This window comes from Methylobacterium sp. UNCCL125, assembly GCF_900116795.1.
GTDB classification, from domain to species: Bacteria; Pseudomonadota; Alphaproteobacteria; order Rhizobiales; family Beijerinckiaceae; genus Methylobacterium; species Methylobacterium fujisawaense.
Genome location: NZ_FPBW01000029.1, coordinates 60,184 through 73,374, shown reverse-complemented (window position 1 = coordinate 73,374; position 13,191 = coordinate 60,184). Strand labels below are relative to the sequence as shown.

At 70.3% G+C, this 13,191-nt stretch carries 11 protein-coding genes; 3 read left to right on the top strand and 8 right to left on the bottom strand.

All coding sequences use genetic code 11. The features are described 5' to 3' along the window. Positions 1-2: 2 nt before the first annotated feature. The 7 genes from BM396_RS25415 to BM396_RS25385 all read right to left on the bottom strand — a co-directional run bounded on the left by BM396_RS25415 (position 3) and on the right by BM396_RS25385 (position 8,504). Entirely contained in the window at positions 3-635 is a 633-nt protein-coding gene (locus BM396_RS25415; RefSeq protein WP_043356110.1) for a transglutaminase-like cysteine peptidase, read from the bottom strand. 322 nt (positions 636-957) lie between these two features. After that, entirely contained in the window at positions 958-2,691 is a 1,734-nt protein-coding gene (locus BM396_RS25410) for an AMP-binding protein (RefSeq protein WP_043385732.1), read from the bottom strand. 64 nt (positions 2,692-2,755) lie between these two features. Next, positions 2,756-3,535 (bottom strand): enoyl-CoA hydratase, encoded by a 780-nt coding sequence (locus tag BM396_RS25405; RefSeq protein WP_043385729.1) that lies wholly within the window; start codon positions 3,533-3,535, stop codon positions 2,756-2,758. Continuing rightward, positions 3,532-4,425 (bottom strand): 3-hydroxyisobutyrate dehydrogenase, encoded by an 894-nt coding sequence (mmsB, locus tag BM396_RS25400; RefSeq protein ID WP_043385725.1) that lies wholly within the window; start codon positions 4,423-4,425, stop codon positions 3,532-3,534. Before mmsB ends, BM396_RS25405 begins: the two co-directional genes overlap by 4 nt. A gap of 182 nt (positions 4,426-4,607) precedes the next feature. Further along, positions 4,608-5,669, bottom strand: a complete 1,062-nt coding sequence (locus BM396_RS25395; RefSeq protein ID WP_043385722.1) for an enoyl-CoA hydratase/isomerase family protein — start codon at positions 5,667-5,669, stop codon at positions 4,608-4,610. After that, positions 5,666-6,811 carry an isobutyryl-CoA dehydrogenase gene (locus BM396_RS25390; RefSeq protein WP_043385719.1) on the bottom strand — a complete coding sequence of 382 codons (1,146 nt, stop codon included), beginning with the start codon at positions 6,809-6,811 and terminating at the stop codon, positions 5,666-5,668. The genes BM396_RS25395 and BM396_RS25390 overlap by 4 nt, the downstream gene beginning before the upstream one ends. 196 nt (positions 6,812-7,007) lie before the next feature. Beyond that, positions 7,008-8,504, bottom strand: a complete 1,497-nt coding sequence (locus BM396_RS25385; protein ID WP_043385717.1) for a CoA-acylating methylmalonate-semialdehyde dehydrogenase — start codon at positions 8,502-8,504, stop codon at positions 7,008-7,010. Positions 8,505-8,620: 116 nt separating this feature from the next. Here BM396_RS25385 and BM396_RS25380 point away from each other — a divergent pair, with 116 nt between their 5' ends. Together BM396_RS25380 and BM396_RS25375 are read left to right on the top strand one after the other, a co-directional pair. Further along, the gene (locus tag BM396_RS25380; protein ID WP_043385714.1) at positions 8,621-9,529 is read left to right on the top strand and encodes a LysR family transcriptional regulator; all 909 of its coding nucleotides are present in this window, start codon (positions 8,621-8,623) and stop codon (positions 9,527-9,529) included. Positions 9,530-9,617: 88 nt separating this feature from the next. Further along, entirely contained in the window at positions 9,618-10,781 is a 1,164-nt protein-coding gene (locus BM396_RS25375) for an iron-containing alcohol dehydrogenase (RefSeq protein ID WP_043385711.1), read from the top strand. Positions 10,782-10,885: 104 nt separating this feature from the next. Here the strand turns inward: BM396_RS25375 and BM396_RS25370 are convergent, their stop codons facing one another. After that, positions 10,886-12,115, bottom strand: coding sequence for an ABC transporter substrate-binding protein (locus tag BM396_RS25370; protein WP_043385708.1), 1,230 nt, complete (start codon positions 12,113-12,115; stop codon positions 10,886-10,888). 258 nt (positions 12,116-12,373) lie between these two features. Here BM396_RS25370 and cpaB point away from each other — a divergent pair, with 258 nt between their 5' ends. Then, positions 12,374-13,189 (top strand): Flp pilus assembly protein CpaB, encoded by an 816-nt coding sequence (cpaB, locus tag BM396_RS25365; protein ID WP_043349290.1) that lies wholly within the window; start codon positions 12,374-12,376, stop codon positions 13,187-13,189. The last annotated feature ends 2 nt before the right edge of the window (positions 13,190-13,191 follow it).

Here is a 13,191-nt window from a genome sequence, read left to right as displayed (position 1 = left end):
GATCAGCGGTTGGCGGTGGTGACCGGGGAGGTGACGCCGCCGAGCGAGACCCAGGCGACGGCGTCCTGGCTCTCGCGCTTGATGAACACGTAGCCGGTCTTGTGCCAGGGCAGGATCGCGTTGGTCTTGTTGTCGAGCACCAGGTCGCCCCGGTCGGTGATCAGGGTGAGCACCGCGTGGCCCTCGCCCTTCTCGTCGATCACCACGGTCATGCGCATCGCCCGCCGCGGCAGGCCGGCCTGGGCCAGCAGATGGCGCTTGAGCAGCTGGAAGTCCTCGCAGTCGCCGATGCCGTCCTCGGCCAGATCCCACCGGTCGGCCACGTGCAGGTGGTCCTGATCGGTCATCGGCTCGACCGCCTTGTTGACCCGCCGGTTCACCGACACGATCGTCGCCCAGGTGGCGGGCGTCAGGCTGATCCGGGCCGGCTCGCCCCGGTCGAGCGCGCATTCGGCCGCGTAGTTCTGGCAGAAGGTCACCCAGGCCGCGATCGGCTTGGCGTCGCCCAGCACCCGGGCATTGTCTTCCGTCGGCAGGCTCGCAAGCGTCTGCGCCTGGGCCGTGGCGGCGAGGCCGAGCAGCGTCGCTGCTCCGACCAGCATCCCCCGAACCGTCTTGAGAAGCCCCGCGCCCATCGAACCCGTCCCCGTTGTTGAGAACAGGATTGCGCCGCAGAGCCTCCGCGCCGCTGAAGCGGATGCGCGCAATTTTATCGATCGGCCGGCGCGGGCCGGCTGACATGCGGCAGCGTCGACGGGAGACTTGAGAAGCCTTGTAAATCGCGGGCTTCGGTTTGAGGAAACGGAAACCTTGAGGGTTTGTCACCCGCCAACATGCAGTCTTGGCGGGGCGCCATCGTCGTTGCGAGCGGAGCCCGGCAATTCCCTGGCGCCCCATCGGCCGGCGTCGCGCTGCCCCGGATCGCTTCGCTGGCGTGCGACGACGGCGTGGACGCGGTCAGCCCGCGGTCTGGTCGAGCTTGCGCTCCGCCTCACCCTTCAGTTCCGGGAAGTCCGCCTGCGTGTAGGCCCGGCCCCGGTGCGGATCCTCGGTGATGCCCTCGTGCTCCAGGCGGCGCAGTTGCACCCGCCGGATCTTGCCCGAGATCGTCTTGGGCAGGTCGGTGACGAATTCGAGGCCGCGCAGGCGCTTGAACGTCGCGAGCCGGGCATTGGTGAAGCGGAAGATGTCGAGCGCCGTCTCCGGCCCAGGCGTGGCCCCCGCCACCAGGGACACGTAGGCTTTCGGGATGGTGTGGCGCATCGGATCGGGCACCGGCACCACCGCCGCCTCGGCCACGGCCGGATGCTCGATCAGCACGCTCTCCAGTTCGAAGGGGCTGATCCGGTAGCCCGACGACTTGAACACGTCGTCGGCACGTCCCACGAAGGTGTAACAGCCCTGATCGTCCACGAAGGCGACATCGCCGGTATGGTAGAGATCGCCGTCGGCTCCCGACAGATGGCCCTGGCCGTCGTCGTAGCCCTGCATCAGGCCCGCGGGCCGGTACGCGCCGAGTTCCAGGCAGACCTCGCCCTCTGAGGCCGGCTGGCCGTCGAGGTCGAGGACGCGCACCCGGTAGCCCGGCAGGGGCCGACCCAGGGCGCCCGGCACCACCGGCTGTCCCGGGGTGTTGGCCATGAGCGCCGTGGTCTCGGTCTGGCCGTAGCCGTCGCGGATCGTGAGGCCCCAGGCGCTCTTCACCCGCTCGATCACTTCGGGATTCAAGGGCTCGCCCGCCGCGCAGACCTCGCGCAGGGCGAGCCGCTTCCCGGTCAGATCCTCCTGAATGATCATCCGCCACACGGTCGGCGGCGCGCACAGCGTGGTGGCACCGGTGCGTTCCAGCTGCGCCAGCAGGGCGGCGGCGTTGAACGGCGCTTGATTGATCACCAGGATCGTCGCGCCGGCATTCCAGGGCGCGAAGAACGAGGACCAGGCGTGCTTCGCCCAGCCCGGCGAGGAGACGTTGCAATGCACGTCGCCGGGCTGGAGCCCGAGCCAGTACATCGTCGAGAGCGCTCCCACCGGGTAGGAACGGTGGCTGTGACGGACCAGCTTCGGCTTCGCCGTCGTGCCGGAGGTGAAGTAGAGGAGCATCGGGTCGTCGGCCCCGGTTGGCCCGTCCGGCGCGAAGGTCTCCGGGGCCCCGAACGCGTCGTCGTAGGCCGCCCAGCCCTCCGTCGCAGCCCCGGTGACGAGGCGGATGGCGCCGCCCGTGTCGAGGCCGGCGAACCGCGCGATCTGCTCCGGCCCGGCCACGATCGCCCGCGGGCGCCCGCGGGCGAGGCGGTCGGCCAGCTCGTCGGCGGTGAGCAGCGTGGTCGCCGGGATGACAACGGCGCCGAGCTTCATCGCCGCCAGCATGGTCTCCCACAGGGACGGCACGTTGCCCAGCAGCAGGAGCAGGTGGTCGCCGCGCTTCAGGCCGAGCTGCCGCAGGTGGTTGGCCACCTGGTTGGAGCGGCGGGCGATCTCCCCGAAGGTGAGGCTCTGCTCGGCCCCGCTGCCGGCCTCGACGATCCGCAGGGCGGCCCGGTCGCGGCTCTCGGGACCGGCGAGGACGGCATCGAACCAGTCGAGCGCCCAGTTGAACGGCACCGGATCCGGCCACGCGAAAGCCGAGACGGCAGCGCCATAATCGGTGCGATGGGCCAGCAGAAGGTCGCGGGCCTCCCGGAAGCTCGGCATGGTCGTTCCCCTCCCCGTCTTGTGGTCTTGGCGCCCCGACCCCATCGGCCGGGGCGGGCTGCGCTCAGGTATTCTCGAACCGAGGCGGCCGCTTCTCCACGAAGGCGGCCATGCCCTCCTTCTGGTCCTTGGTGGCGAACATGGCATGGAAGACCCGCCGCTCGAAGCGGATGCCCTCGGTCAGCGTGGTCTCGTAGGCGCGGTTGACCGCCTCCTTGGTCATCATGGCGATCGGCAGCGACATCGCCGCGATGGTCGCGGCCGCCGTCATGGCCTCGTCGAGGAGCCGGTCGGCGGCGATCACCCGCGAGACGAGGCCCGAACGCTCCGCCTCGGCGGCATCCATCATCCGGCCGGTCAGGCACATCTCCATGGCCTTGGCCTTGCCGACGAAGCGGGTGAGCCGCTGGCTGCCGCCGATTCCCGGCATCACCCCGAGCTTGATCTCGGGCTGACCGAACTGTGCGGTGTCGGCGGCCAGGATGATGTCGCACATCATGGCGAGCTCGCAGCCACCGCCCAGCGCGTACCCCGCCACCGCGGCGATGATCGGCGTGCGCACGGCGATGAAGCGGTCCCAGTCGGCGAACCGGTCGCCCGCGTACATCTCCGCGTAGGTGGCGTGCTGCATCTCCTTGATGTCGGCCCCGGCCGCGAAGGCCTTGGCCGAACCGGTGATGACGATGCAGCCGATATTCGGATCCGCATCGGCCTCGGTGGCCGCCCGGATCACCTCGCCGGTGAGCTGTGCGTTGATGGCGTTCAGCGCCTTCGGCCGGTTGAGGGTGATCAGAAGGACGCGCCCGCGCGTCTCCGTCAGGATCGTCTCGTACGCGTCGCTCACGACTCGCCTCCCTGCCCGCGGAGCATATTGATGATCGCGGAAAAGTCCTCTCCCCCGTGACCGGCGCCCTCGAACAATCCGTAGACCTGCGCGGCCTCTGCGCCGAGGGGTGTCGCGGCGCCGGAGGCCAGGGCGGCGGCCTGGGCGAGCCGGAGATCCTTGAGCATCAGCGCCGCCGCAAAGCCCGGTTTGTAGCCGTTGTTGGCCGGCGAGGTCGGCACCGGGCCCGGAACCGGGCAGTAGGTGGTCAGCGACCAGCATTGGCCCGAGGAGACCGAGGCCACGTCGTAGAGCGCCTGGTGCGACAGGCCGAGCTTCTCGCCGAGCGCGAAAGCCTCGCTGACGCCGATCATCGAGATGCCGAGGATCATGTTGTTGCAGATCTTGGCCGCCTGCCCGGCGCCGGCATCGCCGCAATGGAACACGTTCTTGCCCATCGCCTTGAGCAGAGGCTCGGCCTTCGCGAAGGCGGCCTCGGCGCCACCGGCCATGAAAGTCAGCGTCCCGGCCTTGGCGCCGCCGGTCCCGCCGGAGACCGGCGCGTCCACCGACAGGCAGCCCTGCGCCTCCGCGAGGGCGTGGGCCTTGCGGGCGCTCTCGACGTCGACGGTAGAGGAATCGATCAGCAGAGTGCCGGCCGGCAGCGCCGCGGCGAGCTGCGTCCAGACCTCGACCACGTGCCGTCCGGCGGGCAGCATGGTGATGACCACGTCCGCGCCCTCGGCCGCCGCCAGGGCCGAGCCCGCAACGGTAATCCCCTCGGCGCGGGCGGCCTCGAGCGAGGCCGGGACAAGGTCGAAGCCGCGCACCGTATGGCCCGCCTTCACGAGGTTGGCCGCCATGGGTCCGCCCATGTTGCCGAGACCGATGAACCCGATGGTCTGTGCCATCCCGTCCTCCCTGAGTTGTTTATCGCCTGTCCCACCCTCGCCCTCATCCTGAGGTGCCCGCGTCAGCGGGCCTCGAAGGAGGGCTCCAGAACACGCCGCAATCCCTGGAGCCCTTCTTCGAGGCCTCCGCTGCGCTCCGGCGCCTCAGGATGAGGGGATGAGTGGGTGAAGACGAAGCCTCATCACACCGCCCCAGTGCGCGATTCTGGAAAGACCGGCGCCGCCCGCTTCTCCAGCCAGCGGGCGATCCGGGCCGGATCGACCGCGTCGAGGCTCGGCGGGTTCCAGCGCGGGGTCTTGTCCTTGTCGATCACGGCGGCGCGGATGCCCTCGCGGAAATCGCCCTCGTCCAGCACCGCCAGGGACGCGTGGAACTCGCGTTCCAGGCAGGCCTCCAGGCTCGGCGCGCCGCGCCCGAGGCGCAGCAGGCAGAGCGTCAGGACGAGGCTCGACGGCGACTTCGTCAGCAGGATGTCGCGGGTCGCCGCCGCGAAATCCGAGCCGTCGGCCGCCAGCGCCGCCAGGATCTCGTCGACCATGTCGAAGGCGAAGCAGCGGTCGATCATGCTCCGGTGTGCGGCCAGGGGCGCCGGATCCGGTTCCCGGGCGAGACGCCCGATCAGGTCCCGCACGCCCGCGTCGCCGGCATCCGGCGACAGGGCCGAGAGCGCGTCGAGGAGATCGGGAAGGGCCCGGGACGGCACCATCGCGTCGGCCAACCCGCACAGGATCGCGTCGGCGGCACCGACCGGCTCGCCGGTCAGGCCGAGATAGGTGCCGAGCTCGCCGGGCGCGCGGGGCAGGAGCCACGTGCCGCCGACATCCGGCAGATAGCCGATCCCGGTCTCCGGCATGGCGATGCGCGAGCGCTCGGTGACGATCCGGTGGGCGGCATGACCCGACAGGCCGACCCCGCCGCCCATGGTGATGCCGTCCATCACCGCCACGAAGGGCTTCTCGTACTGGGCGATGCGGGCGTCGAGGCGGTACTCGTCCCGCCAGAAGGATTCGGCGAAGGCCGTGCCGTCGCTCTCGTAGAGGCCGCGCAGGTCGCCGCCGGCGCACAGCCCCCGCTCCCCCTCCCCGGTGAGCAGCACCGCCGCGATGCCGGGATCGGCGGAGAACTCATCGAGGGCCCGATCGATCGTGCCGACCATGCCGTGGGTCAGAGCGTTCAGGGCCTTCGGGCGGTCGAGGCGCAGGCGCCCCAGGGCGCCGACCCGCTCGACGATCACGTCGGTCATCGGCGGTCTCCGGTCAGCGCGCGGGCGATGATCACCCGCATGATCTCGTTGGTGCCTTCGAGGATCTGGTGCACGCGCAGATCCCGGACGATCTTCTCCACCCCGTACTCGGCGAGGTAGCCGTAGCCGCCGTGGAGCTGGAGCGCGTCGTTCGCCACCGCGAAGGCCGCGTCGGTGACGTGGCGCTTGGCCATGGCGCAGAGCTGGGTGGCGGCGGGATCCTTGGCGTCGAGGGCGGAGGCCGCATGGCGCAGGAAGGTGCGCGAGACCTCCAGGCTGGTCGCCATGTCGGCAAGCCGGAACTGCAGGGCCTGGAAATCGGTGAGCTTCGCCCCGAAGGCGCGCCGGTCGCCCATATAGGCGAGCGCCTTGTCGAGGGCCGCCTGGGCGCCCCCGAGGGAGCAGGCGGCGATGTTGAGCCGCCCGCCGTCGAGGCCGCTCATGGCGATGCGGAACCCCTGGCCCTCGGCGCCCAGGCGGTTGGCCACCGGCACGCTGCAGCCGTCGAAGCGTACGGCGCGGGTCGGTTGGGCGTTCCAGCCCATCTTGCGCTCGTCGGCGCCGAAGGAGAGGCCGGGCGTCCCCTTCTCCACCACGATGGCCGAGATGCCCGAAGGGCCGGCCTCGCCGGTGCGGACCATGCAGACGTAGAGGTCGCTGGCACCGGCCCCCGAGATGAACTGCTTCTCGCCGGTGAGGACGTAATGGTCGCCGTCGCGCTCGGCGCGGGTGCGGAGCGCCGCCGCGTCGGAGCCCGAGCCCGGCTCGGTCAGGCAGTAGCTGGCGATCCGCTCCATCCCCATCAGGTACGGGATCCAGCGCCGGCGCTGGTCGTCGTCGCCGTAGGCGTCGATCATCCAGGCGCACATATTGTGGATCGACAGGAACGCCGCCACGGTCGGGCAGCCGGTGCTGAGCGCCTCGAAGATCAGGGTCGCGTCGAGGCGGGAGAGGCCGGAGCCGCCGAGATCCTCGCGGACGTAGATTCCCGCCATGCCGAGGGCGGCGGCCGCCCGCAGGGTCTCGACCGGGAAGGTCTTGTCGCGGTCCCAGTCGAGGGCGTGGGGGGCGATGTGCTCGGCTGCGAAGCCCTGTGCCATCTCGCGGATCGCGATCCGGTCCTCGTCGAGCCCGAAACTCATTGGGCACTTCCTCTCGTTCGCCACCCAACTGCACGGGGCTCGCACATCCGCTGCCACGATGCGCGACGTGCCCCCTCTCCCGTGCGGGAGAGGGTTGGAGTGAGGGATCAGGTCTTTCCGGAGAGTCCCCGCCCCTCACCCTGTCCCTCTCCCGCACGGGAGAGGGACCCGCGCCCCATCCTTGGACCGTCGCGGCCTACCGCATCGTCGGGATCGAGAATTCCGCCCCGCTCTTGATGCCGCTCGGCCAGCGCTGCGTCACGGTCTTGGTCTTCGTATAGAAGCGGATCGAGTCCGGCCCGTGCTGGTTCAGGTCGCCGAAGCCCGAGCGCTTCCAGCCGCCGAAGGTGTGGTAGGCGATCGGGACCGGGATCGGCACGTTGACGCCGACCATGCCGACGTTCACCCGGGCGGTGAAGTCCCGGGCCGCGTCGCCGTCCTGGGTGAAGATCGCGACGCCGTTGCCGTACTGGTGGGTCGAGGGCAGCGCCAGCGCCTCCTCGTAATCCTTCGCCCGCACGACCGAGAGCACCGGGCCGAAGATCTCTTCCTTGTAGATGGTCATGTCGGGGGTCACGCGGTCGAACAGCGAGCCGCCCATGTAGAAGCCGTTCTCGTAGCCCTGGAGCTTGAAGCCGCGGCCGTCGACCACGAGCTCGGCGCCCTCGGAGACGCCCTGGTCGATGTAGCCCGCGACCTTCCGGACCGCCTCGGCGGTGACCAGGGGGCCGTAATCGGCCGAGCCGTCATGCGACGGACCGATCTTGAGCGACTCGACCCGCGGGATCAGCTTCTCCATCAGCCGGTCGGCGGTCTTCTCGCCCACCGGCACCGCCACCGAGATCGCCATGCAGCGCTCGCCGGCCGAGCCGTAGCCGGCGCCGATCAGCGCGTCGACCGCCTGGCCCATGTCGGCGTCCGGCATGATGATCATGTGGTTTTTGGCGCCGCCAAAGCACTGCGCACGCTTCCCCGTCTCGGCGGCGCGCACGTAGATGTATTCGGCGATGTGCGACGAGCCGACGAAGCCCACCGCCTTGATGTCCTCATCATCTAGGATCGCGTCGACCGCTTCCTTGTCGCCGTTGACGACGTTGAGGATGCCGGGCGGCAGGCCCGCCTCCAGGAAGATTTCGGCGATGCGGATCGGCACGCTCGGGTCGCGCTCGGACGGCTTCAGGATGAAGGCGTTGCCGCAGGCGATCGCCGGAGCGCATTTCCACAGCGGGATCATGGCCGGGAAATTGAACGGCGTGATGCCGGCGACCACGCCCAGCGGCTGGCGCAGGGAATAGACGTCGATGCCGGGCCCGGCGCCCTCCGTGTACTCGCCCTTGAGCAGGTGCGGGATCCCGCAGGCGAACTCCACCACCTCGACGCCGCGCTGGATGTCGCCCTTGGCGTCCGGCACGGTCTTGCCGTGCTCGGAGGCGAGAAGCTCAGCCAGGGAATCGTTCTCGGCGCGGATCAGCTCAAGGAAGCGCATCATCACGCGGGCGCGCTTCTGCGGGTTGGTGGCCGCCCAGGCCGGCTGGGCCGCCGCCGCGTTCTCGACGGCGGCGCGCATCTCGGCCTTGCTGGCCAGCGCCACCTTGGCCTGGACCTCGCCGGTCGAGGGATGGAACACGTCGGCGAACCGCCCGCTCTCGCCGCCGACAGCCCGGCCGCCGATGAAGTGCCCGATCGTGCGCATGCGCGCCTCCCTGTGATGATGCGTTTGATTTTGATGCACCCTAACAGGATCCCTTGAGCGATAAAGCCGGATGCGCTTACAGCCGTCGTGCATCGATGCACAGCGGGAGTGCGGCCATGGCCAGGACGGGGCCCAACTGGGACGACCTGCGCTTCTTCCTCGCGGTGGCGCGGACCGGGACCCTGAGCGTCGCCGGAGCACGCACCGGCACCGAGCACACCACGGTCGGCCGGCGGATCCGCGCCCTGGAGGAGGGTCTCGGCGCCCGCCTGTTCCATCGCAGCAATCTCGGCTACGCGCTCACCGAGGACGGGGCGAACCTGCTGGGCGTCGCCGAGGCCATGGAGAGCGCCTTCCTGTCGGCGAGCGCCGCCACGGGGGCGGCCCAGACGGTCTCCGGCACGGTGCGGATCGGCGCGCCGGACGGCTTCGGCAGCGTGTTCCTCGCCCCCCGGATGCACCGGCTCACCGCCCGCCATCCGGGGCTGGAGGTGGAGATCATGGCCACCGCCCGGATCTTCAGCCTGTCCAAGCGCGAGGCCGACATCGTGATCAGCCTCTCCGGCCCGCAGCAGGCCCGGGTGGTGGCACGCCGGCTCACCGATTACCGGCTGTTCGTCTACGCGGCCGAATCCTACCGCGCGGCCGCGCCCCCGATCGCCGAGCTCGCGGACCTGCCGGCCCATCCGTTCGTCGGCTACATCGAGGACATGCTCTTCACCCGCGAGTTGAACTACCTCGGGGCACTCGGCCCCGCGGTCTCGGCGCGGCTGCGCTCGACCAACCTCCTGGCCCAGGTCCACGCGACGCTCGGCGGAGCCGGCCTGTGCATCCTGCCGGCCTTCATCGCGGCGGCGCATCCCGGCCTCGTGCCGGTGCTGCCGGAGGCGGTCTCGCTGACGCGCTCGTTCCACATGCACATCCACGAGGACCACCGGAAGGCGGCCCATATCCGCGCCGTGGCGGGGTTCATCGCCGGAGAGGTGAAGGCCGCGGGGGCGCTGTTCGCCGGGCCGGCGGTGTAAGCCGGGACGGTTTCGCGGAATCCGCCGGCGCCGTAAGATCGGCCGGCTCCGGCAGGTCAGGTCACGCGCCGGGTGGAAGGATCAAGAGATGGTCGCCTCGATCGCCCTGCCCCGGCTGATGCGCGTCGGCGCCGGCGCCTCGCGGCTCCTGCCGGAGGTGCTCGGCCAGCTCGGCCTGTCGCGGCCCTTCTTGGTCACCGACCCCTACCTCGCCGGCAGCGGACGCACCGACACGCTGCTGGAACGGCTGACCAAGGCGGGCGCCAAGGCGACGATATTCTCCGAGACCGTGCCGGACCCGACCGTCGCCTCCGTGGAGGCGGCGCTCGCCGCCCTGCAGGCGGGCGACTTCGACTGCGTGGTCGGCTTCGGCGGCGGCAGCCCGATGGACACCGCCAAGGCGGTGGCGGTGCTCGCCCGCCACGGCGGCCACATGCGCGACTACAAGGCGCCCCGTCAGCAGGACGAGCCCGGCCTGCCGATCGTGGCGATCCCCACCACCGCCGGCACCGGCTCGGAGGCCACCCGCTTCACCATCGTGACCGACGAGGCCTCGGACGAGAAGATGCTGTGCATCGGGCTCGCCTACCTGCCGGTGGCGGCGCTGGTGGATTACGAACTGACGCTCACCAAGCCCAAGCGGCTCACGGCGGATACCGGCATCGACGCGCTGACCCATGCCATCGAGGCCTACGTCTCGCGCAAGGCGAACATGTTCTCGGACGGGCTGGCACTTCAGGCGATGGGCCTGATCGCCCCGAACCTGCGGCGGGTCTGGACCGATCCGGGCGATCGGGCGGCCCGGGAGGCGATGATGCTCGGGGCCACCCAGGCGGGCATCGCCTTCTCGAACGCCTCGGTGGCGCTGGTCCACGGCATGAGCCGGCCGATCGGGGCACATTTCCACGTGGCCCACGGGCTCTCGAACGCGATGCTGCTGCCGGCGGTCACGGCCTTCTCGGCCCCGGCCGCCATCGACCGCTACGCGGCCTGCGCCCGCGCCATGAAGATCGCCGGGCCGGACACCGACGACCGGTCCGCGGTCTCGGCCCTGGTGTCGGAACTGGAGGCGCTCAACGACGACCTCGACGTGCCGGGGCCGCAGGAATACGGGATCGACCCGGCCCGCTGGGAGGCGCTGCTTCCCACCATGGCGGCCCAGGCGCTGGCCTCCGGCTCCCCGGCCAACAACCCGCTGGAGCCCAGCGCCGACGAGATCGTGGCGCTGTACCGGCGCGTCTGGGCGGGGTGAGAGGGTTCGTTGCGAGCGGCAAGGCGGCGCGAGGCCGGTGATCCGAGCGCCGCCTTGGCGCTCGGATCGGCTCGCACAGCGCGGTGTTCGACGAGTCCTAAACCCTACTTCGCCGCCGTCAGCGGGCAGCCGCTCTCGGCCGGGGACGCGAAGGCCTCCTTGCCGGGGATCGTGGCGAGCTGCCGGTAGAGATCCCACGGGCCCTTCGACTCGGCCGGCTTCTTGACCTCGAACAGGTACATGTCGTGCACCATGCGGCCGTTCGGCTGGACGATCCCGCCATGGGCGAAGACGTCGTCCACCGGCAGCGCCTTGAGCTTGGCGTTGACCGCATCCGTCTCGTCGGTGCCGGCCGCCTTGACGGCCTTCAGGTAGGACAGGACCGCCGAGTAGGTGCCGGCCTGGATCATGTTGGGCATCCGGCCGGTGCGCTTCATGTAGCGCTGGCCGAAGGCCCGGGTCTCGTCGTTGGCGTCCCAGTACCAGCCCTCGGTGAGCGTCAGGCCCTGCGCGACCTTCAGGCCGAGCCCGTGCACCTCTGAGAGGGTGAACAGCAGGGCCGCGAGCTTCTGGCCGCCTTCGACGATGCCGTATTCCGCGGCCTGCTTGATCGCGTTCGAAGTGTCGAGCCCCGCATTGGCGAGCCCGATCACCTTGGCCTTCGAGCCCTGCGCCTGGAGCAGGAAGGACGAGAAGTCCTGGTTCGAGAGCGGGTGCCGGACGCTGCCCAGCACCTTGCCGCCGTTGGCGAGCACCACCTTGCTGGTGTCAGCCTCCAGCGCCGAGCCGAAGGCGTAGTCGGCGGTGAGGAAGAACCACGTGTCGCCGCCCGCCCGGGTCAGCGCGCCGCCGGTGCCCACCGCCAGCGCCCGCGTGTCGAAGGCCCAGTGATAGCCGTAGGGCGTGCAGGCCTTGCCGGTGAGGTCGCTGGTGGCCGCTCCGGTGGTGATGGTGATCTTCTTCTTTTCCCTGGACAGGCCCTGGACCGCCAGCGCCACCGAGGACGTGGTCAGCTCCATGATCGCGTCGACATTGTCGCGGTCGTACCATTGCCGGGCGATCGCCGAGGCGATGTCGGGCTTGTTCTGGTGGTCGGACGAGAGGATCTCGATCGGCACGCTGCCGATCTTGCCGCCCATGTCCTCCACCGCCATGCGGGCGGCCTCGACCGAGCCCTGACCGCCATACTCCGCGTAGAGGCCGGATTGGTCGTTGAGGATGCCGATCCGGACCGCATTGTCCGAGAAGGTCCCTTGCGCGGCCGCCGGAACGGAGCCGAGTGCGGTCCCCGCGAGGGCAGCCGCCAAAACCGCGCTGCCGAATGTCCTGATCATGTTTCCCCCCGGTTCGCCCGAGCGCCCGCTTCTGAGGCGGTTCCGGTGGCACGATAGGTAACGAAGCGGTGATGCACCACGGCCGAGTTCGGGCGGATGCTGAAGGATCCTGCGGATTGTGACGCGCTTCTCGGGCGCCCCGTTTCCGGACCGGCGACAACGCCAGAGGTTATAATACCTTAACCATAATTACACGAATCCCCGCGCAGGTTCGGGTCATGGACGGCAATTCGGCCGTCTCCGGCGCGTGGCGATGCGATGAACCCAGCCCGTTTCGCCGTCCTCGGTATCGCCCTCGCGGCGGGAACCGGGGCGGCTTTCCTGATGAGCGGCGGCGATCCGCCACCGCCGCCTCCGCCGCCGAAGGCCGAGGCGCCGCCGCAACCGATGACCGACGTGCTCGTGGCCGCCATCGACATGCCCATGGGTCAGGTTCTCCGGGCCGCTGATCTGCGCTGGCAACCCTGGCCGGACAGCGCCGTGACGGCAGGCTACGTGACCCGCAAGATCAACCCCAAGGCCCTCGAGGAGACCGTGGGCGCCTCGGTGCGCGCAGGCTTCCTGGCGGGCGAGCCGATCCGCGCGCAGAAGCTCGTGCGCCCGGAGAGCGGATTCATGGCGGCGATCCTGCCGGCCGGCATGCGCGCCGTCGCCATCGTCACCGACAGCCGCGGCACCAACTCGGCCGGCGGCTTCATCCTCCCGAACGACCGCGTCGACGTGATCCGCACGTTCCGCGACGAGTCCAATTCGCGGGCCAACAACAGCGACGTGCAGCTCTCCCAGACGATCCTGACCGACATCCGCGTCCTCGCGATCGGGCAGCTGGTCCAGGAGAAGAACGGCACCAACGTGGTGACCGGCGAGACCGCGACGCTGGCCGTCACGCCCGCGCAGGCCGAGACCCTGGCGCTGGCCCAGAAGGTCGGCGCCCTCACCCTTTCGCTGCGCAGCCTCGCCGATGCCGGGCGGCCGCCCGAAGCCACGCCGCTGGCCGATGCGTCCGTGGCGCAGATGCCCGAACCCGCCTTGACCGTGGTGCGCTTCGGCGTCGCGCGGCAGCAGACGCCGTGATC

Excerpts from the sequence above, each read along its gene's own strand:
- BM396_RS25415 (WP_043356110.1), bottom strand. The coding sequence starts at position 635 with ATGGGCGCGGGGCTTCTCAAGACGGTTCGGGGGATGCTGGTCGGAGCA.
- BM396_RS25410 (WP_043385732.1), bottom strand. The coding sequence starts at position 2,691 with ATGCCGAGCTTCCGGGAGGCCCGCGACCTTCTGCTGGCCCATCGCACC.
- mmsB (WP_043385725.1), bottom strand. The coding sequence starts at position 4,425 with ATGGCACAGACCATCGGGTTCATCGGTCTCGGCAACATGGGCGGACCC.
- BM396_RS25395 (WP_043385722.1), bottom strand. The coding sequence starts at position 5,669 with ATGACCGACGTGATCGTCGAGCGGGTCGGCGCCCTGGGGCGCCTGCGC.
- BM396_RS25390 (WP_043385719.1), bottom strand. The coding sequence starts at position 6,811 with ATGAGTTTCGGGCTCGACGAGGACCGGATCGCGATCCGCGAGATGGCA.
- BM396_RS25385 (WP_043385717.1), bottom strand. The coding sequence starts at position 8,504 with ATGCGCACGATCGGGCACTTCATCGGCGGCCGGGCTGTCGGCGGCGAG.
- BM396_RS25380 (WP_043385714.1), top strand. The coding sequence starts at position 8,621 with ATGGCCAGGACGGGGCCCAACTGGGACGACCTGCGCTTCTTCCTCGCG.
- BM396_RS25375 (WP_043385711.1), top strand. The coding sequence starts at position 9,618 with ATGGTCGCCTCGATCGCCCTGCCCCGGCTGATGCGCGTCGGCGCCGGC.
- BM396_RS25370 (WP_043385708.1), bottom strand. The coding sequence starts at position 12,115 with ATGATCAGGACATTCGGCAGCGCGGTTTTGGCGGCTGCCCTCGCGGGG.
- cpaB (WP_043349290.1), top strand. The coding sequence starts at position 12,374 with ATGAACCCAGCCCGTTTCGCCGTCCTCGGTATCGCCCTCGCGGCGGGA.